The 19,067-nt window shown below is 64.4% G+C and carries 20 protein-coding genes and 1 other RNA gene; 18 read left to right on the forward strand and 3 right to left on the reverse strand.

The window, feature by feature from the left end:
• Positions 1 to 71: 71 nt before the first annotated feature.
• Positions 72 to 587 (reverse strand): SspB family protein, encoded by a 516-nt coding sequence (locus AC0L2F_RS24365; RefSeq protein WP_473250124.1) that lies wholly within the window; start codon positions 585 to 587, stop codon positions 72 to 74.
• Between the two features lie 114 nt (positions 588 to 701).
• Positions 702 to 1,067, reverse strand: a transfer-messenger RNA (tmRNA) gene (gene ssrA, locus AC0L2F_RS24370).
• Between the two features lie 84 nt (positions 1,068 to 1,151).
• On the opposite strand from ssrA, the gene AC0L2F_RS24375 reads away from it, so the two are divergent.
• The 11 genes from AC0L2F_RS24375 to AC0L2F_RS24425 all read left to right on the forward strand — a co-directional run bounded on the left by AC0L2F_RS24375 (position 1,152) and on the right by AC0L2F_RS24425 (position 10,848).
• Complete coding sequence (locus AC0L2F_RS24375; RefSeq protein WP_007613368.1) at positions 1,152 to 1,769, forward strand: chromate transporter; 618 nt, start codon at positions 1,152 to 1,154, stop codon at positions 1,767 to 1,769.
• Complete coding sequence (locus AC0L2F_RS24380; protein WP_473250125.1) at positions 1,766 to 2,296, forward strand: chromate transporter; 531 nt, start codon at positions 1,766 to 1,768, stop codon at positions 2,294 to 2,296. The genes AC0L2F_RS24375 and AC0L2F_RS24380 overlap by 4 nt, the downstream gene beginning before the upstream one ends.
• Positions 2,297 to 2,391: 95 nt before the next feature.
• Positions 2,392 to 3,153 carry a tripartite tricarboxylate transporter TctB family protein gene (locus AC0L2F_RS24385; RefSeq protein ID WP_007613365.1) on the forward strand — a complete coding sequence of 254 codons (762 nt, stop codon included), beginning with the start codon at positions 2,392 to 2,394 and terminating at the stop codon, positions 3,151 to 3,153.
• 7 nt (positions 3,154 to 3,160) lie between these two features.
• The gene (locus AC0L2F_RS24390) at positions 3,161 to 4,726 is read left to right on the forward strand and encodes a tripartite tricarboxylate transporter permease (protein WP_007613363.1); all 1,566 of its coding nucleotides are present in this window, start codon (positions 3,161 to 3,163) and stop codon (positions 4,724 to 4,726) included.
• Positions 4,727 to 4,950: 224 nt separating this feature from the next.
• Complete coding sequence (locus AC0L2F_RS24395; RefSeq protein ID WP_007613362.1) at positions 4,951 to 5,745, forward strand: thymidylate synthase; 795 nt, start codon at positions 4,951 to 4,953, stop codon at positions 5,743 to 5,745.
• 5 nt (positions 5,746 to 5,750) lie between these two features.
• Positions 5,751 to 6,236: a GNAT family N-acetyltransferase gene (locus AC0L2F_RS24400; RefSeq protein ID WP_473250126.1), complete on the forward strand. Its 486-nt coding sequence runs from the start codon at positions 5,751 to 5,753 to the stop codon at positions 6,234 to 6,236.
• A complete protein-coding gene (locus AC0L2F_RS24405; protein WP_473250127.1) occupies positions 6,236 to 6,745 on the forward strand; it encodes a dihydrofolate reductase in 510 nt (169 codons plus the stop codon). The genes AC0L2F_RS24400 and AC0L2F_RS24405 overlap by 1 nt, the downstream gene beginning before the upstream one ends.
• Before the next feature lie 154 nt (positions 6,746 to 6,899).
• A complete protein-coding gene (hflK, locus tag AC0L2F_RS24410) occupies positions 6,900 to 8,036 on the forward strand; it encodes an FtsH protease activity modulator HflK (RefSeq protein WP_473250128.1) in 1,137 nt (378 codons plus the stop codon).
• Positions 8,033 to 8,929 carry a protease modulator HflC gene (gene hflC, locus AC0L2F_RS24415; protein ID WP_063995295.1) on the forward strand — a complete coding sequence of 299 codons (897 nt, stop codon included), beginning with the start codon at positions 8,033 to 8,035 and terminating at the stop codon, positions 8,927 to 8,929. The genes hflK and hflC overlap by 4 nt, the downstream gene beginning before the upstream one ends.
• Positions 8,930 to 9,000: 71 nt before the next feature.
• Positions 9,001 to 9,207 (forward strand): DUF2065 domain-containing protein, encoded by a 207-nt coding sequence (locus AC0L2F_RS24420; protein ID WP_007613351.1) that lies wholly within the window; start codon positions 9,001 to 9,003, stop codon positions 9,205 to 9,207.
• Positions 9,208 to 9,351: 144 nt separating this feature from the next.
• Positions 9,352 to 10,848: a Do family serine endopeptidase gene (locus AC0L2F_RS24425; RefSeq protein ID WP_063995296.1), complete on the forward strand. Its 1,497-nt coding sequence runs from the start codon at positions 9,352 to 9,354 to the stop codon at positions 10,846 to 10,848.
• 138 nt (positions 10,849 to 10,986) lie between these two features.
• Here the strand turns inward: AC0L2F_RS24425 and serB are convergent, their stop codons facing one another.
• Positions 10,987 to 11,892 carry a phosphoserine phosphatase SerB gene (gene serB / locus AC0L2F_RS24430; protein WP_473250129.1) on the reverse strand — a complete coding sequence of 302 codons (906 nt, stop codon included), beginning with the start codon at positions 11,890 to 11,892 and terminating at the stop codon, positions 10,987 to 10,989.
• 11 nt (positions 11,893 to 11,903) lie between these two features.
• Here serB and miaA point away from each other — a divergent pair, with 11 nt between their 5' ends.
• The 7 genes from miaA to AC0L2F_RS24465 all read left to right on the forward strand — a co-directional run bounded on the left by miaA (position 11,904) and on the right by AC0L2F_RS24465 (position 19,055).
• The gene (gene miaA, locus AC0L2F_RS24435; RefSeq protein WP_473250130.1) at positions 11,904 to 12,860 is read left to right on the forward strand and encodes a tRNA (adenosine(37)-N6)-dimethylallyltransferase MiaA; all 957 of its coding nucleotides are present in this window, start codon (positions 11,904 to 11,906) and stop codon (positions 12,858 to 12,860) included.
• A gap of 331 nt (positions 12,861 to 13,191) precedes the next feature.
• Entirely contained in the window at positions 13,192 to 14,967 is a 1,776-nt protein-coding gene (locus AC0L2F_RS24440; protein WP_007613345.1) for an acetolactate synthase 3 large subunit, read from the forward strand.
• Positions 14,968 to 15,121: 154 nt separating this feature from the next.
• Positions 15,122 to 16,105 carry a threonine dehydratase gene (locus AC0L2F_RS24445; protein WP_473250131.1) on the forward strand — a complete coding sequence of 328 codons (984 nt, stop codon included), beginning with the start codon at positions 15,122 to 15,124 and terminating at the stop codon, positions 16,103 to 16,105.
• A 23-nt stretch (positions 16,106 to 16,128) separates the two neighbouring features.
• Entirely contained in the window at positions 16,129 to 16,671 is a 543-nt protein-coding gene (gene ilvN, locus AC0L2F_RS24450; protein ID WP_007613340.1) for an acetolactate synthase small subunit, read from the forward strand.
• A gap of 3 nt (positions 16,672 to 16,674) precedes the next feature.
• On the forward strand, positions 16,675 to 17,364 hold the full coding sequence (locus tag AC0L2F_RS24455) for a class I SAM-dependent methyltransferase (protein ID WP_473250132.1): 690 nt from the start codon (positions 16,675 to 16,677) through the stop codon (positions 17,362 to 17,364).
• 189 nt (positions 17,365 to 17,553) lie between these two features.
• The gene (locus tag AC0L2F_RS24460) at positions 17,554 to 18,450 is read left to right on the forward strand and encodes an EamA family transporter (RefSeq protein WP_473250133.1); all 897 of its coding nucleotides are present in this window, start codon (positions 17,554 to 17,556) and stop codon (positions 18,448 to 18,450) included.
• Positions 18,451 to 18,452: 2 nt separating this feature from the next.
• Positions 18,453 to 19,055 carry a LysE family translocator gene (locus AC0L2F_RS24465; RefSeq protein WP_473250134.1) on the forward strand — a complete coding sequence of 201 codons (603 nt, stop codon included), beginning with the start codon at positions 18,453 to 18,455 and terminating at the stop codon, positions 19,053 to 19,055.
• The last annotated feature ends 12 nt before the right edge of the window (positions 19,056 to 19,067 follow it).

Below are 19,067 nucleotides of genomic sequence, written 5' to 3' on the forward strand. Positions count from 1 at the left end.
CCACGCGGCCTCTTCATGTGCCTCTATATAGGGAGTTTGGCCGCCTGCGACGGGCGCCAGTCCGATCTAGATCATTTCTTGCGGAAACGATCCAATCGCACGACTTCGGCGCCGCCCTGGTTCGGAGCCGCCGGCTCCTCAGTGCCTTCCGCAGGTTCAGTGGCAGGGGGCACCGCGACTGCGGACGGGGCGGGAGCGGCCGGCAACGTCTCGGCCGAGAGGTCGGCGACATCGGAGGTGTCGAACTGGAGGCCGAATTTCACGGACGGATCGAGGAAGCTCTTGATGGCGCTGAACGGCACGATCAGCCGCTCCGGAATGCCGCCGAAGGACAGGCCGACCTCGAAGCGGTCTTCGAGCACGGTTAGATCCCAGAACTGGTGCTGCAGGATGATCGTCATCTCTTCCGGATATTGGGCCAGCAGCCGCGACGACAGCTTCACGCCCTCGGCCTTCGACACGAAGGTGATGAAGAAATGATGCTCGCCGGGCAGTCCCTGCGACGCGGCGTCGGTCAGCACCTTGCGCAACACGCCGCGCAGCGCGTCGCGGGCCAGCACATCGTATCGGATATGATCGGTCGCCATGGTGGTCCTGTTGCATTCCAGGAGCTGGGCCCTGCCGGCCCGACTCGCCAAGCCGCAATAGTACCGCGCCTGACGGGTCAGCAGGAGTCCCCGCGGGGTAGGAAATAAGAGGTAAGTGGAGGCTTCTGTTGCCAGGTGCCTCCGAACCCCGCCTAACGGAGCTTAACCCGTTAGGACTTCAGAATGGTCTTTCAAACTGCGTTACGCAGCCTGAGCAACCGGAGCAAAGTTGTCGTTGGCAACTATTGCATAGCCCGATAACGGCGGAACAATACCGGGAAAAAGAACGCCCTTTACGCCCTCGTCGATCCTATTTCGCCCCCGCCAAAGCCCGCTTCAGGGCCAGCCCGCTGGTGGGCTTTGGTGGAGGCGCCGGGTACCGCCCCCGGGTCCGAATGGTTTATTGCGACGACCGTTTATTTCCATAGCCGGCGGACCGGCACTCCCAATATAGGGGGCAAACGTTTCAAATAACAGGTGTTTCGAGCGATCATTCGGAGGTTCCCTCTGGATAGGTTCCCGGCAGGCTTGGCCGCGCGTCGGCCGGTGTTCTAAGCTCCTGACATGTCCGAGGATTCCGCACCGGCCGCCCAACAACCAGTTCAAGAGCCGGACCGGCCAGCCACTCGCGCCGTTCCGCCCGGGCTGCTCGCGCTGTTTCTGGCCTTCGCGCGGATGTCGCTGGCGGGCTTCGGCGGGGTTTTGGTCTTCGCCAGGCAGGCCATCGTCGAGCAGCACCGCTGGATGACGGCGGACGAGTTCAACGAGACGTTTGCGCTCTGCCATTTCCTGCCCGGGCCGAACATCGTCAATCTGTCGATGGTATTCGGCGCGCGGCTGCGCGGGATCGCCGGCGGCATTGCCGCTTTTGCGGGGCTGTTGCTGCCGCCCACGCTGATCATGACGGTGCTCGCGATCATCTATGCCCGGTTCGGCGATGTGGAGGTGCTGCGCCGCATCCTCGCGGGCATCTCCTGTTCGGCCGTCGGTCTTTTGATCGCGGTGGTCTTCCGGATGATGACGCCGCTGCTCAAGCGGCTGGACGCCGTCGCGCTCATCCTGATGCTGGGCGTCTTCCTCGCCATCGGCGTCCTTCGCCTGCCGCTCCAGGCCGTGCTTTTGGTTGCGATCCCCGTCAGTGTCGGCGCCATTTTCCTGATGCGGCGGAAGGTAGCAGCATGAACGCGGAGAACCCGATCTGGGCGCTGATCTCGACCTTCGGTCTGATGTCGCTGTTCGCAGTCGGCGGCGCCGCCGCGGCGGTGCCCGAGATGCATCGCATCGCGGTCGAGGTGCATCACTGGATGACCGACAAGCAATTCGCCGACGCCTATGCGATCGCGCAGCTTTCACCAGGTCCGAACGTCCTTATCGTCACGTTAATCGGCTATGCGGTCGCTGGCATCCCCGGCGCCCTGGCGGCGACCTTGGCCATGTGCCTGCCCACCGCGCTGCTTGCCTATTATGTCAGCCGGCTCCTCAACCGGCCGAGCCAGTCGCGCTGGCCCGGGCTGATCCAGACTGCACTGGTTCCGCTCTCGATCGGCTTGATGGCGGCGAGCGCCCTGATCCTCGCCGAGTCGACCGATCGCACGCTTGCTGCGCTGCTTCTGACCGCAACAGTTGCAGTGGTCGCATCCGTCTCGCGCATCAATCCACTTTGGATTTTGCTCGTCGGGGGCTTGTTGGGTTTTGCTGGCATTGTGTAATGAAAATGGCTAGGCAGGGATCCGGGCGGGGGCATCGATTTCCAGCCGATTAGAACAACAGTGCTCGTGGCTTACGGGTCGCGGAGGAGACATGCATGGCCGATACGATGGGCCACTCGGCGACAGCCAACCGAAACACTTCGGTGGTGATCAGCTTTTGTCTGCTGGCCATAGCGCCGCAGATTTTCGAATTCATCTGGTCGTTCGGGACGATCTTTGGCTGGGGCGCCGGACGCGGCCCCGCGGCGGTGGTGATCAGCCACGCTACGGCGCTGCTCGCGGGCGCGCCCGGCGCGTTGCTCGGGGCGGTCGGCGGTGACACCAAGAAGGCGTCATCCGATGTGCTGCTGGCGCTGATCTATTCCTATCCGATCTTGGCCGTGGCGATTCTCACGATCTTCATGACGATCAGGTCGGCGCAGGACTATGTCGGCGGGATCGTGCTGATGGCGCTCGCCTTGTTCGCACTGTGGGCCTCCAGCGATTTGCAGGGCATGCGGGGCTTCTCCTTCGGCGCCGGCACGGCGCCGCGGATGTTTGGCGGGCTCCTGGTTGCACTTGGCGCCGGCATTGCGTTGACGGGACTGCTGACCGACGGGCCGGCGATGGCGCACTATGCCTGGCGCGGGCCGCTCTTCGTGATGATCTCGATCGTCTTCTTCGCCCTGGCGATTCGTCCACTTGGCGTGGTGGTGACGGCGTTCACGAGCTTCCTGATCTCGGCGATGGGCACGCATGAAACGCGCTGGGTCGAAGCGATCATCGTCGGCGCCTGCCTGACGCTCGGTTGCGCGCTGCTCTTCCCCTATGTGCTGGGGCTGCCGATGCCGATGTTCCCGCGCTTCCTGGTTCAGTGAGGGTGTGATGTTCGATCTCTTCCACAATCTGGGCCTTGGTTTCGGTGTGGTGTTTCAGATCTCGTGGTGGTCACCCTGGTGGCTCTACGGTTTGTCGCTGCCGATCTCGATCAACATTCTCATGTGCCTGATTGGCGCATTGGTCGGCACGCTGGTCGGCGTGCTGCCCGGTATCGGCACCGTCGCAACCGTGGCGATGCTCCTGCCGATCACGTTCGGATTGCCGCCAGTCGGTGCGCTGATCATGCTCGCCGGCATCTATTACGGTGCCCAGTACGGCGGCTCCACCACCTCGATTCTGGTTAATATTCCCGGTGAGGCGACCTCGGTCGTCACGGCCATCGACGGTCACCAGATGGCGAAGCAGGGCCGTGCCGGCCCGGCGCTGGCGATCGCGGCGATCGGCTCGTTCTTTGCCGGCTGCGTCGCGACCGTGCTCATCGCCGTGCTCGGTGCGCCGCTGACCAAGCTCGCGCTGGCGTTCGGCCCGGCCGAATATTTCTCACTGATGGTGCTCGGCCTGATCTTCGCGGTGGTGCTGGCCAAGGGCTCGGTTCTGAAGGCGATCGCGATGATCGTGTTCGGCCTGATGCTGTCGATGGTCGGCTCCGACATCGAGACCGGCGCCTCGCGCATGGCGTTCAACATTCCGGAGCTTGCCGACGGTCTCGGCTTTGCGACGGTGGCGATGGGCGTGTTTGGCTTCGCCGAGATCATCCGCAACCTCGATGCCGGCGCCGAGATGAACCGCGACCTCGTGCAGCAGAAGATCACCGGCTTGATGCCGACCAGGAAAGACCTGATCGACTCGGCGCCTGCGATCTTGCGCGGCACCGTGCTCGGCTCGATCCTCGGCATCCTGCCGGGTGGCGGCGCTGTCATCGCGTCCTTTGCGTCCTACACGCTCGAGAAGAAGATCGCCAAGAACCCGTCGCGGTTCGGCCGCGGTGCGATCGAAGGCGTGGCGGCGCCGGAAAGCGCCAACAATGCCGCGGCGCAGACCTCCTTCATCCCGTTGCTGACACTCGGCATTCCGCCCAACGCCGTGATGGCGCTGATGGTGGGCGCGATGACCATCCACGGCATCGTGCCGGGTCCGCAGGTGATGCAGAAGCAGCCGGAGCTGGTCTGGGGCATGATCGCCTCGATGTGGATCGGCAATCTGATGCTGATCATCATCAACCTGCCGCTGGTCGGAATCTGGGTGCGGCTGTTGCGCGTCCCCTACCGGTTGATGTTCCCCTCGATCGTGATCTTCTGCGCGATCGGCATCTACTCGGTGAACAACGCGCCGGTCGACGTCATCCTGGCAGGCGTGTTCGGTCTGGTCGGCTACTGGCTGATCAAGCACGATTTCGAGCCGGCGCCGCTGCTGCTCGGCATGGTGCTCGGACCGCTGATGGAAGAGAACCTGCGCCGCGCGCTGCTGATCTCGCGCGGCGACTGGAGCGTCTTCCTGACGCGTCCGCTGTCGGCCGTGCTGCTCGCGATTGCGTCTTTCCTCCTGGTGCTCACGGTGCTGCCCGCGTTGCGTGCCAAGCGCGACGAGGTGTTCACGGAATCCGAGAACTAAGGCGACCCGCCTCGTGTCGGGCGCGCCGTGGCTCGAACCCTAGCTGGCAAGTTGGCCAGCAGGATCAACCTGATAGACGAGGGGCGGGACGCCGAGTTCCGCCCCTTGTCGTTTGCACCGGGAACGCTCACTTTTCCGGGTATAATGCCCACGGACGGCGAATCGCCGCTGTCGCATCGCGGGGGCGGCCGCTAAATTCGCCGCCTCCCCAAAGGCCCACGCACATGCACCAGTATCAGGACCTGCTCGAGCGGATTCTTTCAGACGGCGCCGAAAAGACCGACCGGACCGGCACTGGCACGCTGTCGGTGTTCGGCCATCAGATGCGCTTCAATTTGTCCGCCGGTTTTCCGATGCTGACCACCAAGCGGCTGCCGCTGAAGGCGATCGTGCACGAGCTGTTGTGGTTCCTGAAGGGCGATACCAACATCAAATATCTGCGCGACAACGGTGTCACCATCTGGGACGAGTGGGCCGACGCCAATGGCGATCTGGGCCCCGTCTACGGCCATCAGTGGCGCTCCTGGCCCGCGCCGGACGGACGCAGCATCGATCAGATCGCGAATGTGATCGACATGATCAAGCGCAATCCGGACTCGCGCCGCCTGATCGTCTCGGCCTGGAATCCGGCCGAGGTCGACAAGATGGCGCTGCCGCCGTGCCACTGCCTGTTCCAGTTCTACGTCGCCAACGGCAAGCTATCGTGCCAGCTCTATCAGCGCTCGGCTGACGTGTTCCTCGGCGTGCCCTTCAACATCGCCTCTTACGCGCTGCTCACCATGATGGTGGCGCAGGTCACGGGCCTGAAGCCCGGCGACTTCGTGCATTCGTTCGGTGACACCCATCTCTATTCCAACCATCTGGAACAGGCGAAGCTCCAGCTCACGCGCGCGCCGCGCGCGCTGCCGGTGATGCGGATCAATCCCGACGTGAAGGATATCTTCTCCTTCCGTTACGAGGACTTTGAGCTCGTCGGCTACGATCCGCATCCGCACATCAAGGCCGCGGTCGCGGTCTGAAGTCGATGTCGCTCAACATCCGCCGTGTGTGTCCCGGTGAGGCCGGGCTTGTTCTCGCTTTCATCCGCGAACTGGCCGAGTACGAAAAACTTTCGCACGAGGTCGAGGCGACCGAGGACATGATTGCGGAGGCGCTGTTCAGTAGCAATCCGCAACTCTTTTGCGCCCTCGCCGAGTGGAACGGCGAGCCGGTCGGCTTCGCGGTGTGGTTTGCGAATTTCTCGACGTTCAGCGGCCGCCACGGCATCTATCTCGAAGATTTGTATGTGCGGCCGTCGCATCGGGGCAGGGGCCTCGGCAAGGCTCTGCTCGTGCACCTTGCCAGGGAATGCGTCGAGAACGGCTGGTCGCGGCTGCAATGGGCGGTGCTCGACTGGAACGCGCCATCGATAGCGTTCTACAAATCGCTCGGTGCCGTCATGCTGGACGATTGGACCCTGTGCCGCGTCACCGGGCCCGCGCTGACGCGGCTTGCCGGGAGCGCGTCCTGATGGAGATCGTCTTCGTGGTGGCGATCGCGGAGAACGGCGTCATCGGCGCCGGCAATGCGATGCCGTGGCGAATGAAATCCGACATGGCGCGCTTCAAGGCGCTCACGATCGGCAAGCCCGTGATCATGGGCCGCAGGACCTTCGAATCCTTGCCCCGGCCGCTTCCCGGCCGCACCAACATCGTCGTCACGCGCGATGCGGATTATCGCGCCGCCGGCGCCATCGTCGCGACATCGACTGCCGCCGCAGACGCCATCGCGCGCGGCGATGCCCTGCGGCGTTCGGTCGCCGAGATCGCCGTGATTGGCGGCGCCGAAATCTATCGGCAATGGCTCGATCGCGCCGATCGCCTCGAAATCACCGAAGTGCATGCCCGCCCCGAAGGCGATACGCATTTCGGCATCGACAGGGCAGAGTGGGATGAGGTTGAGCGCATCCGTCATCCAGCCGGACCCCACGACAGCGCCGACTACTCCTATGTGACATATCGTCGGCGGGCGGGCCATTAACCGCATTTGCCAATGTTAACATTGACTTTTCTGCCCCCGAGCTTAGCTCGGAGGGCGGCGAGGGCTGCGTTGTAAGGGACCTGCCTGTCCCCTATAAAGCCGGACCGGACAAAGCGGGCGGGGGGCAATTTCACCCTGCCGAGGAGAGCGTCGAATGCCGTGGAAGAATCAGGGCGGTGGCCCATGGGGCTCGGGTCCGAAGGGGCCATGGGGCAACGGCCCGCAACCGGTCGGGCCAAGGCCGCCGGATCTGGAAGACCTTCTGCGGCGCGGCCAGGATCGCCTCCAGCAGATCATGCCGGGTGGCTATTTCTCCGGCATCGGCATCACGCTGATCGTGCTCCTCATCGTCGCGTTCTGGCTGCTGTCGGGCTTCTTCCGGGTGCAGTCCGAAGAGCTCGGCGTCGTGCTGCGCTTCGGCAAGCATGTCCGCACCGTGGAGCCTGGCCTGAACTACCATCTGCCCTATCCGATCGAGACCGTGCTGCTGCCAAAGGCATTGCGCGTTTCCACCATCTCCATCGGCATGACGCTGATCGACGATCCGGCGCGGCGCGGCCGCTCCATTCGTGACGTGCCGGAAGAGAGCCTGATGCTGACCGGCGACGAGAACATCGTCGACGTCGACTTCACGGTGCTCTGGCGCATCAAGCCCAACGGCGTCGGCGATTTCCTCTTCAACATCCAGAATCCCGAAGGCACCGTGAAGGCGATCGCCGAGAGCGCGATGCGCGAGGTGATCGGCCGCTCTCAGATCCAGCCGATCCTGACCGGTGCACGCAACGTCACCGAACAGGGCGTGCAGGAACTGATCCAGAAGACACTGGACAGCTACGGCGCCGGCATTCAGATCAGCCAGGTGCAGATGCAGAAGGTCGACCCGCCGGCGCAGGTGATCGACGCCTTCCGCGACGTCCAGGCAGCGCGCGCCAATCTCGAGCAGTTGCAGAACGAGGCGCAGACCTATGCCAACCAGGTCGTGCCGCAGGCACGCGGACGTGCGGCGCAGATCATGCAGGCCGCCGAAGGCTACAGGGAGCAGACGGTCGCCGAGGCCAAGGGCCAGAGCTCGCGCTTCTTGAAGGTTTACGAGGAATACAAGAAGGCGCCCGACGTGACGCGTGAACGGATTTATCTGGAGACGATGGAGCGCGTGCTCGGCGGCTCGGAAAAGCTGATCTATGACGGCGGCCAGTCGGGTCAGGGCGTCGTGCCTTATCTGCCGCTCAGCGAATTGACGGCCAAGCGGCCGCCCGCAACCGGCCAGCAGACGACCGGAGGCAACCGATGAGATCTCCGGTCACAGGCATCGTCACGCTGCTCGGGCTCCTGCTCGTCGTGATCGTGGGCTACATGTCCCTGTTCACGGTGGCGCAGACCGAGCAGACCATCGTGCTGCAGTTCGGCAAGCCCGTCGACGTCGTCACCGATCCCGGCCTGCACTTCAAGGCGCCGTGGAATTCGGTGATCAACATCGACAAGCGCATCCTCGATCTGGAGAACCCGTCGCAGGAAGCGATCGCGTCCGACCAGAAGCGGCTCGTGGTGGACGCCTTCGCGCGTTACCGCATCAAGGACGCGCTTCGCTTCTATCAGAGCATCGGCTCGATCCAGGCCGCCAACATCCAGCTCACCACGCTCTTGAACGCGGCGCTGCGCCGCGTGCTCGGCGAGGTCACCTTCATCAACGTGGTCCGCGACGACCGCGAGAAGCTGATGCAGCGCATCCGCGATCAGCTCGACCACGAGGCCGACGGCTACGGCATCCAGGTCGTCGACGTCCGGATCCGCCGTGCCGATTTGCCGGAGCAGAACAGCCAGGCGGTCTATCAGCGCATGAAGACGGAACGCGAGCGCGAAGCCGCCGAGTTCCGCGCGCAGGGCGGCCAGAAGGCACAGGAGATCCGCTCCAAGGCCGACCGCGAGGCGACCGTGATCGAGGCGGATGCGAGGTCGCTGGCCGAGCAGACGCGCGGCGTCGGCGATGCCGAGCGCAACCGTCTGTTCGCCGAAGCCTACGGCAAGGATGCGGATTTCTTCGCCTTCTACCGCTCGATGACGGCCTATGAGAACGGGCTGCGCGCGAACGACACCCGCTTCCTGCTGCGCCCGGACTCGGATTTCTTCCGGTTCTTTGGTAACCCGTCCGGCAAGACGGCGACCACGACGCCGGCGAAGCCGTAAGCGAGACAAGGGCGGCAGGTCCGGCCGCCCTTCGTCCAGACAAGAACAGCACAACGGGAGGTTCCAATCCGATGAGGTCCATTGCGTTCACCGACTTCCTCATCGGTTTGGGCATCCTGTTCGTGCTGGAAGGCTTGATGTTCGCGGCAAGCCCGGCCTGGATGCGCAAGGCCATGAAAAGCGCGATGGCCACGCCGGACAATGTCCTGCGGGCGGTCGGCATTGGTTCGGCCGTGGCCGGCCTGATCCTGATCTGGGTTATGCGACGTCCAATTTAGCCGTCGCACCAACGCCAAAGTGAAGGCGAGGGACCGGTTTTCGCCTTATTATCCGGGTTCTGAGGCCCGTTAAGGTCCGCGCTTGCGCCGTCCCCCCGTTCGAGCGCAGTCTTGACCTCGAATCCTTGTTTCCTGGAGATCACAATGACCGCTGCCACCATTGCCCCGACCCGTTTGCGCTTAGGGCTGGCCGCGCTCGCCTTTGGCGCTTTCAGCGCACTCGGCACACCGGCCCATGCGCGCGGACCGGATGGCATCGCCGACGTCGCCGAGAAGGTGATCGACGCGGTCGTCAACATCTCGACCTCGCAGACCGTCGAGGCCAAGGGTGGCGGCGGGAATGCCATGCCGCAACTGCCGCCTGGTTCGCCCTTCGAGGAGTTCTTCGACGACTTCTTCAAGAATCGGAAGGGTCCCGGCGGCGGCAGCAAGGGCGGCGAGAACGGCCCGGCGCCGCGCAAGACCAACTCGCTCGGAAGTGGCTTCATCATCGACACGTCAGGCGTCGTCGTCACCAACAACCACGTCATCGCGGACGCCGACGAGATCAACGTCATCCTCAACGACGGGACCAAGATCAAGGCCGATCTGGTCGGCGTCGACAAGAAGACCGACCTTGCCGTGCTGAAGTTCAAACCGCCGAAGCCGCTGGTGTCGGTGAAGTTCGGCGATTCCGACAAGCTGCGCCTGGGCGACTGGGTCGTCGCGATCGGCAATCCTTTCAGCCTCGGCGGCACGGTGACAGCCGGTATCGTCTCGGCGAAGAACCGTGACATCTCGTCAGGTCCCTACGACAGCTACATTCAGACCGACGCCTCCATCAACCGCGGCAATTCCGGCGGTCCGCTGTTCAACCTCGATGGCGACGTCATCGGCGTCAACACGCTGATCATCTCGCCCTCCGGCGGCTCGATCGGCATCGGCTTCGCCGTACCATCGAAGACGGTCGCGGGTGTCGTCGACCAGCTCCGCCAGTTCGGCGAGTTGCGCCGCGGCTGGCTGGGCGTGCGCATCCAGAGCGTCACCGACGAAATCGCCGAGAGCCTCAACATCAAGCCGCCGCGCGGCGCGCTGGTTGCCGGCGTCGACGACAAGGGCCCCGCCAAACCGGCCGGCATCGAGCCCGGCGACGTCGTCGTCAAGTTCGACGGCAAGGACGTCAAGGACCCCAAGGATCTCTCTCGTGTGGTCGCCGACACGGCGGTCGGCAAGGAGGTCGACGTCGTCATCATCCGGAAGAGTCAGGAGGAGACCAAGAAGGTCACGCTCGGCCGGTTGCAGGATCCCGAGAAGGTGCAGGCCGCAGTGAAGACCGACGAGCCTCCGCCTGAAAAGACTGTGACACAGAAGGCGCTCGGCCTCGATCTCGCGGCGCTGAGCAAGGATCTGCGTACGCGCTACAAGATCAAGGACAGCGTCAAGGGCGTGGTCGTCACCAATGTCGACGCCAATTCGGATGCCGCCGAGAAGCGCCTCTCCGCCGGCGACGTCATCGTCGAGGTGGCGCAGGAGGCCGTCTCCAGCGGCGCCGATATCCAGAAGCGGGTCGACCAGCTCAAGAAGGACGGCAAGAAGTCGGTGTTGCTGCTGGTGTCGAACGCCGACGGCGAGCTTCGGTTTGTCGCGCTGAGCGTGCAGTAGGCGCACGAGCAGCCACACATTCACTGTCATGCTCCGCGAAAGCGGGGCATCCAGTACGCCGCGGCTTTTCCGTATCCTCGCGCTGTCTCGGGAATACTGGATCACCCGCTTTCGCGGGTGATGACAGCGGAGAGGAGACTACGCCTCCACGAATTCCTCCCGCCGATACCCCTGCGCGTACAGGAGCGCGGTGAGGTCGCCATGATCGATCCGGGCCGCCGCAGCCGCGGCCACCGCAGGCTTCGCATGATACGCCACGCCCAGGCCCGCCGCCTGGATCATCGCGAGATCATTGGCGCCGTCGCCAACCGCCAGCGAGTCCACGTCGTCGAGATCGAACGACTCCATTAGATCCACCAGCGTCGCGAGCTTTGCCGCGCGCCCCAAGATCGGCTCCTTCACCTCGCCGGTAAACTTGCCGTCGCGGACGACGAGCTCGTTGGCGCGGTTCTCCTGGAAACCGATCCTGGTGGCGACCGCGCTGGTGAACAGCGTAAAGCCGCCGGACACGAGACAGGCATAGGCGCCATGGGCGCGCATGGTCGCGACCAGTTCGCGGCCACCCGGCGTCAGCGTAATGCGCTTGGCCAGCACCTCGTCGACCGCACTGGCGGGGAGGTCCTTGAGCAGCGCGACGCGCTCGCGCAGCGCCGGCTCGAACTCGACCTCGCCGCGCATCGCGCGCTCGGTGATGGCGGCCACATGGGCCTTCACCCCGACGAAATCGGCGAGCTCGTCGATGCATTCCTGGCCGATCATGGTGGAATCCATGTCGGCGAGAAAAAGCTTCTTGCGCCGGAAGCCGACTGGCTGCACGACGATGTCGATGGGCAGGTCGCCTCGAATCTCGCGGAGTCGCTGCTCGATGGCGTGACGGTCGCCTTCGAGGTTACTGGCGGCGCCGAAGGGGATATCGACTGCAACTCCGTCGAACAGCCAGTGCGTCGGAGCTGCCTGAGGCAGCACGGCGCGGGCGCCGTCGACGATGGTCGAGTCGAGCGCGGGGCTATTCGGGTTGCAGATCAGCGTGGCGACGAGGGACATTTGAGGTTTTCGTGAGCGAGAGGCAAGTCGGCAGAAGGCATGTTGGCAAGGCGGTGCTTATCGCAGGCCCGACCGCCAGCGGCAAGTCGGCGCTGGCGCTCGAGCTTGCGCTCGCTGCGGGCGGGGTCGTGATCAATGCCGATTCCATGCAGGTCTACCGCGACCTCCGCATCATCACCGCGCGCCCCACAGATGGCGACGAGGCGCGGGTGCCTCATCGCCTCTACGGCCATGTCGATGCGGCCGTGAATTTTTCGGCTGGTGCCTGGGTGAGTGACGCGGCGAGGGCGCTGGAAGAGGCGCAAGCGGAGGGCCGCCTGCCGATCTTCATCGGCGGGACCGGGCTGTACTTCAAGGCGCTGACGGCGGGCCTTTCCGTGGTGCCGCCGATCCCTGTCGAGGTGCGCGAGGACGTCCGGGCGCGGCTGGAGCGGAACGGCGTCGAAGCGCTGCACGCGGAACTCGCAGCCTCCGATCCGCGGGCGGCCGAGCGATTGAACCTGCGCGATCGCACGCGCATTGCGCGCGCGCTGGAAGTGGTCGAAGCCACCGGCCGGTCGCTGCTGGACTGGCACCATGAGGGCCAGCCGCCGCTCTTGCCCAGGGACAGTTTTCGCGCGGTGTTCCTCGCGCCCGAGCGCGACGAGCTCTATGCGCGCATCGACGCCCGCTTCGACGTCATGTTAGGGGCCGGCGCGCTGGAGGAGGTCGAGCGTCTCGCCGCCCGCAACCTCGATCCGCTGTTGCCGGCCATGAAGGCTCATGGTGTGCCGGCGCTGATCCGGCATCTGCGCGGTGAGCTCAGCCTGGAGCAGGCGGCTACCATTGGCCGGGCCGACACCCGCCATTATGCCAAGCGGCAGTTCACCTGGTTCCGGCACCAATTGCCCGAATTCGAGTGGGTGAAGCCGGAAGAGATTCGGGACTGGCTGGCGGCGGCCGTGAGCGCGGCACGGGACCCCGGCTGACACGCTTTTGTGCCTCGGCTCCCGAATTTACCTCTCGCCCAATTCCGGGAACACCGCTACACTCCCAAAATCGCGCGGGAACGGCCGCATTGCCTTGACATCGGGGCATTGGCCGCTATGTTTCGCGCAACCTTTGGGAAGCCGGGCACCTGCCATGCGTAACATTATTACCAAACTCCTTATCGCCGTCGTACCCAGGCACACCGCCGGGGGTGGCTAGCTGCCATCCACATGACAGGCGGTGTGCATGGGGCCCTCTTCGGGGCCTTTTTTATTTCCGAAAACCCGACACGAACGAAGCCGCTGACAACAGCGCATCCGGAGCAAGCCAATGAGCGACAAGAGCCACGATCCGAACCAGATGACCGGCGCCGCGATGATCGTCCGCGCGCTCATCGATCATGGCGTGACCGACATTTTCGGCTATCCCGGCGGCGCGGTGCTCCCGATCTACGACGAGATCTTCCAGCAGAGCGAGGTCCAGCACATCCTGGTCCGGCATGAGCAGGGCGCGGGCCACGCCGCCGAGGGCTATGCGCGTTCGACCGGCCGGCCCGGCGTTGCACTGGTGACCTCCGGTCCCGGCGCCACCAACATGGTGACGCCGCTCACCGACGCGCTGATGGACTCGATCCCGCTGGTCTGCATCTCCGGCCAGGTGCCGACGCATCTCATCGGCAACGATGCGTTCCAGGAATGCGACACTGTCGGCATCACGCGCCCCTGCACCAAACACAATTGGCTGGTGCGCGACGTCAACGATCTTGCAAAGGTGCTGCACGAGGCGTTTTACGTTGCGACCACGGGTCGACCGGGCCCGGTGCTCGTCGACGTGCCCAAGGACGTGCAGTTCGCGACCGGCACCTATCATCCACCGCGCAAGTCCGACGTGCATCGCTCCTACGCGCCGCGGGTGAAGGGCGATGCGACGCAGATCCGCAAGGCCGTGGCGCTGCTCGCAGGCGCCAAGCGTCCCGTGATCTACAGCGGCGGCGGCGTGATCAATTCCGGCCCCGAGGCGACCAGACTGCTGCGCGAACTGGTCGAAGTCACCGGCTTTCCGATCACCTCCACGCTGATGGGCCTCGGCGCATATCCCGCGTCGGGCAAGAGCTGGCTCGGCATGCTCGGCATGCACGGCACCTACGAAGCCAACATGACCATGCATGATTGCGACGTCATGCTCTGCGTCGGCGCGCGCTTCGACGACCGTATCACCGGCCGCGTCGACGCGTTCTCGCCGGGCTCGAAGAAGATCCACATCGACATCGACCCGTCCTCGATCAACAAGAACATCCGCGTCGACGTGCCGATCATCGGCGACTGCGGCAACATCCTCGGCGACATTCTCCAGGTGTTCAAGGCGGAGGCGAAGAAGCCCGACATCAAGGCCTGGTGGCAGCAGATCGCGCAGTGGCGCGCCCGCAACTCGCTCTATTACAGGAAGAGCAACGACGTGATCCTGCCGCAGCATGCGATCCAGAGCCTGTTCGAGGCGACCCGCGGCAAGGACACCTACATCACCACCGAGGTCGGCCAGCATCAGATGTGGGCCGCGCAGTTCTACGGCTTCGAGGAGCCGCATCGCTGGATGACCTCGGGCGGTCTCGGCACCATGGGCTACGGCCTGCCGGCCGCGGTCGGCGTGCAGGTGGCCCATCCCGACAGCCTCGTCATCGACATCGCGGGCGATGCCTCGGTGCAGATGACGATGCAGGAGATGTCGACGGCGGTGCAGTACGAGCTGCCGATCAAGATCTTCATCCTGAACAACCAGTACATGGGCATGGTGCGGCAGTGGCAGCAGTTGCTCCATGGCAACCGCCTGTCGCATTCCTACTCGGAGGCGATGCCGGACTTTGTCAAGCTTGCGGAAGCCTACGGCGGCGTCGGCTTCCAGGTGCACAAGCCCGGCGATCTCGACGGTGCCATCCAGGAGATGATCTCGGTCAAGCGCCCGGTGCTGTTCGACTGCCGTGTCGCGTCGCTGGAAAATTGTTTCCCGATGATCCCCTCCGGCAAGGCGCACAACGAGATGCTGTTGCCGGAGCAGGCGAACGACGAAGCCACCGCAAAGGCGTTCGCCGGCGGCAAGGCGCTGGTGTGAGCGTGATGGTCACAAACCCCGCTGTCGTCGCCCGGCTTGACCGGGCGATCCAGTACGCCGCGGCCTGTCGATCGCTCTCAGGGGCCTCTGGAATACTGGATCCCCGCCTTCGCGGGGATGACAGTCGCGAGAGATGGATTGATGAGAAGGTGACATGTTCGACCTGAAGGAGCTCGAACGCGCACATGCGATCGTGCGGCAGGCGGTGCCGGCAACGCCGGCGCACGCCTGGCCGCTGCTCTGCCTGCGGCTCGGCGCGCAGGTCGTGGTCAAACACGAGAACCACACGCCGACGGGCGCCTTCAAGGTGCGCGGCGGGCTGGTCTACCTCGAACGGCTGAAGCGCGAGCGGCCGAACATTCCGGGCATCATCTCGGCGACGCGCGGCAATCACGGTCAGAGCCTTGCCTTTGCGGCGAGCCGCCACGGCGTGCCTGCCGTGGTCTATGTGCCGCGCGGCAATTCGGTCGAGAAGAACCGCGCGATGAAGGCGTTCGGCGCCGAGCTCGTTGAGCATGGCGAGGACTTTCAGGCCGCACGCGAGGAAGCCGGCCGCCACGCACAGTTCGCCGGGCTGCACATGGTGCCGTCGTTCCATACGGACCTGGTGCTGGGCGTGGCGTCCTATGCGCTCGAATTGTTCCGTGCCGCGCCCGATCTCGACATCCTCTATGTGCCGATCGGGCAGGGCTCGGGCATCTGCGGCTGCATCATGGCACGCGATCTTCTCGGCCTGAAGACCGAGATCGTCGGCGTGCAATCGACCGAGGCGCCGTCCTACGCGCTGTCTTTCGCCGCGGGTCACGTCGTGACCACCGAGACCAGCAACACGCTCGCGGACGGCATGGCGACGCGGATTCCCGATCCGGAAGCGCTCGCCATCATCCGTAAAGGCGCCTCGCGTATCGTCCAGGTGACGGACGATGAGATCGCGCTCGCGATCCATGCGCTCTGGACCGACACGCACAATCTGGCCGAAGGCGCCGGCGCTGCCGCGCTCGCCGCGGCGCTTCAGGAAAAGACGAGTCTGTCGGGCAAGCGCGTCGGTCTCGTGCTGTCAGGCGGCAATATCGATTTCGATCTGTTCCGCGGTTGGGTCGGGACGGATGCGCCGGTTGCTCGTCGGGCGACGGCGTAACGACGAGAATGAAGGGGACGACAATGAACCAGCCCGCATCCGCCTATTTCATCGAGGAGCGCCACGACCCGAACGAGACGCACACGCTTTCGGTGCTCGTGCAGAACGAGCCCGGCGTGCTTGCGCGCGTCATCGGCCTGTTCTCCGGGCGCGGCTACAACATCGAGAGCCTCACGGTCTCGGAGACCGAGAGCCAGAAGCATCTCTCGCGCATCACTATCGTCACGACGGGTACGCCGATGGTGATCGAGCAGATCAAGCATCAGCTCGACCGCATGATCCCGGTCTATCGCGTCGTCGACATGACGCTGACGAAACGCTCGATCGAGCGCGAGCTGGCGATGGTCAAGGTGCGCGGGCAGGGCGAGCATCGCGTCGAGGCGCTGCGGCTGGCGGACGCGTTCCGCGCCCGCGTGATCGACGCCACCACCGAGAGCTTTGTGTTCGAGATCACAGGCAATACCGACAAGATCAATCAGTTTATCGACCTGATGCGTCCGCTTGGCCTCGTCGAAGTGTCGCGCACCGGTGTTGCCGCGATTGGTCGCGGGCCTGAAGGAATGTGAGCCATGCTGGCGCGCGACTGGTATTACAACGAGCGGAACCGGATGGGGATCGGCCCTGCAGTGGCCTCGATCTACGACAGTCATGACGATGCCGATCTCATGGCGCGCGCCGCCCTGAAGATGCTCGGCGTCCAGCGCGGCTGGCGCATCGCCGACATCGGTTGCGGCAACGGCGTGCTCGCGACCGAGGCCGCGCTGATGGGCGCCGAGGTCGACGCTATCGACATCTCGCCCGCGATGCTGGCGCTCGCCGAGATCTACGCGCGCGACCGCAAGGCGCCCGTACGCACGCAGTCCGCCGGCCTGCTCAGCTTCGCCTACCGGCCGGAGTCCTATGACCTGATCGTCAGCGAGTTCACGCTGCACCATCTGCCGGATTTCTGGAAGGCGGTGGCGATGTCGCGGATCTATCGCGCGCTCAAGCCTGGTGCCACCTTCTATTTGCGCGACATCGTCTACGCCTCGATGCCCGATGCCGTCGAGCGCGACGTCGATCAATGGGCCGACTTTGAGATCAAGAACCACGATGTCCCGCGTGAAAGCGTCGTCACCCACATGCGCGACGAGTATTCCACTTTTGGCTGGGTCATGGAGCGGATGTTGACCGACGTCGGCTTCACGCTGGTCTCGGCCGATTACCACGCCCCGATGCACGGCACTTATCTGCTGCGGAAACCCAATTCTTCCACGTAACGGCCGGCGAGCAAGGCTAAAGCCGTGAGAGCAAACTGCAACTACGATGTAGCTGCGCTCCCTCCCCCGCTTGCGGGGGAGGGCTGGGGAGAGGGTGTCTCCGCAAGCGCGAAGCCCCAAGAGGGGAGAACCCTCACCCGCGCCTTCGGCGCGACCTCTCCCGCAAGCGGGAGAGGTTAGGAGTTTGGGATGAAGCCGGCCGACATCCTCATCGCCATCCTGGTGGCGGTCATCTGGGGGCTTGCCTTCGTGGCGAGCCGGATCGCGCTCGACGAATTTTCGCCGGAGCTGATGACGGCGATGCGCTTCACCATTGCCTCGGTCCCGTGCCTATTCATTCGCAAGCCGAAAGTTGCATGGTCGCTCCTGATCGCGATCAGCTTCACGCTCTTTCTCGGCCAGTTTCTGAGCCAGGCCTATGGCATCGCCCATGGCGTGCCGGTGGGGTTGACCAGCGTCGTCGTGCAGAGCCAGGCGCTGTTCACGATCGGCTTTGCCGCGATCGCATTCGGCGAGCGGCCGACGCCGGTGCAGACGCTGGGCATCGTCATCGCAGCCGTTGGCCTTTTGATGATCTGCGGCACGGTGGGCTATGATTTCAGCGTCGGTGCCTTCGCCGTGCTGATGATCGCGCCGGTCAGCTTTGCGGCTGGCAATATCTTGCTGCGGGGCGCCCGCGGCGTGCCGATGTTCGATCTGTTCGCCTGGTTGTGTCTCGCCACTGCAGTGCCGCTGTTCGCGCTCACGTTAGTCGTCAACGGACCGGCACCGACGTGGCAGTCGCTGATTCACATGTCGCTCACTGGCCTCATTTGCCTGCTGGTGATCGGCGGCATCTCCACCAGTATCGCCTATTGGCTGTGGGGCCGGCTGCTGCGTGACTATCCCACCGCGCAAGTGGTGCCGTTCGCGCTGCTGGTGCCGTTCGTCGGCTCGGCCGCGTCCAGCATCGTGTTCGGCGAGCAGTTCGGTCCGCTGCGCCTCGCCGGCATGCTGACCGTGATCGGCGGTATCGCGGTGATGGTGCTGGCGAAGCGCCCCGAGGCGGTATCCCAGAGAACCATAGCCGAAGGCCGCGTGAGGTGAGCATGTCCCAGTCGCTGCTGTATGCCTTCCTCGCCTTCATGGCCGTGATGTATTTCACGCCTGGGCCGAACAACATCATGTTGCTGTCCTCCGGGCTGACTTATGGCTTCCGTCGCACGATTCCCCACATCGTCGGCGTCGTCATCGGCTTCGCCTTCATGATTGCAGCGGTCGGCCTCGGGCTCGGCACAGTGTTTCTGGCCTATCCGACCCTGCAGACCATTCTGAAATATGCCGGCGCGGCCTATCTGATTTATCTTGCCGCCGTGATTGCTTTGTCCGGCCCGACCACGCCCGATGGTGAGACCGGCCGCGGCCCGATGACTTTCTGGGGGGCGGCGATGTTCCAGTGGATCAACGCCAAGGGCTGGGTGATCGTGATCGGCACAATCACCGCCTACGCGGCGATTGCCCAATTCCCCATCAATATCGCGATCCAGACCCTGGTCAGCCTACTCGTCGGCGCGGTCTCGACCGTGGTCTGGGTCCTGTTCGGCACTGCACTACGGCCGGTGCTGACCTCCGAGCGGCTGGTCCGCGCCTTCAACATCCTGATGGCCATCCTGCTGCTGGCGTCCCTCTATCCCGTGGTCATGGATGCATGATGCCCCGGCTTT

It is taken from the genome of Bradyrhizobium sp. Ken64, assembly GCF_055807555.1.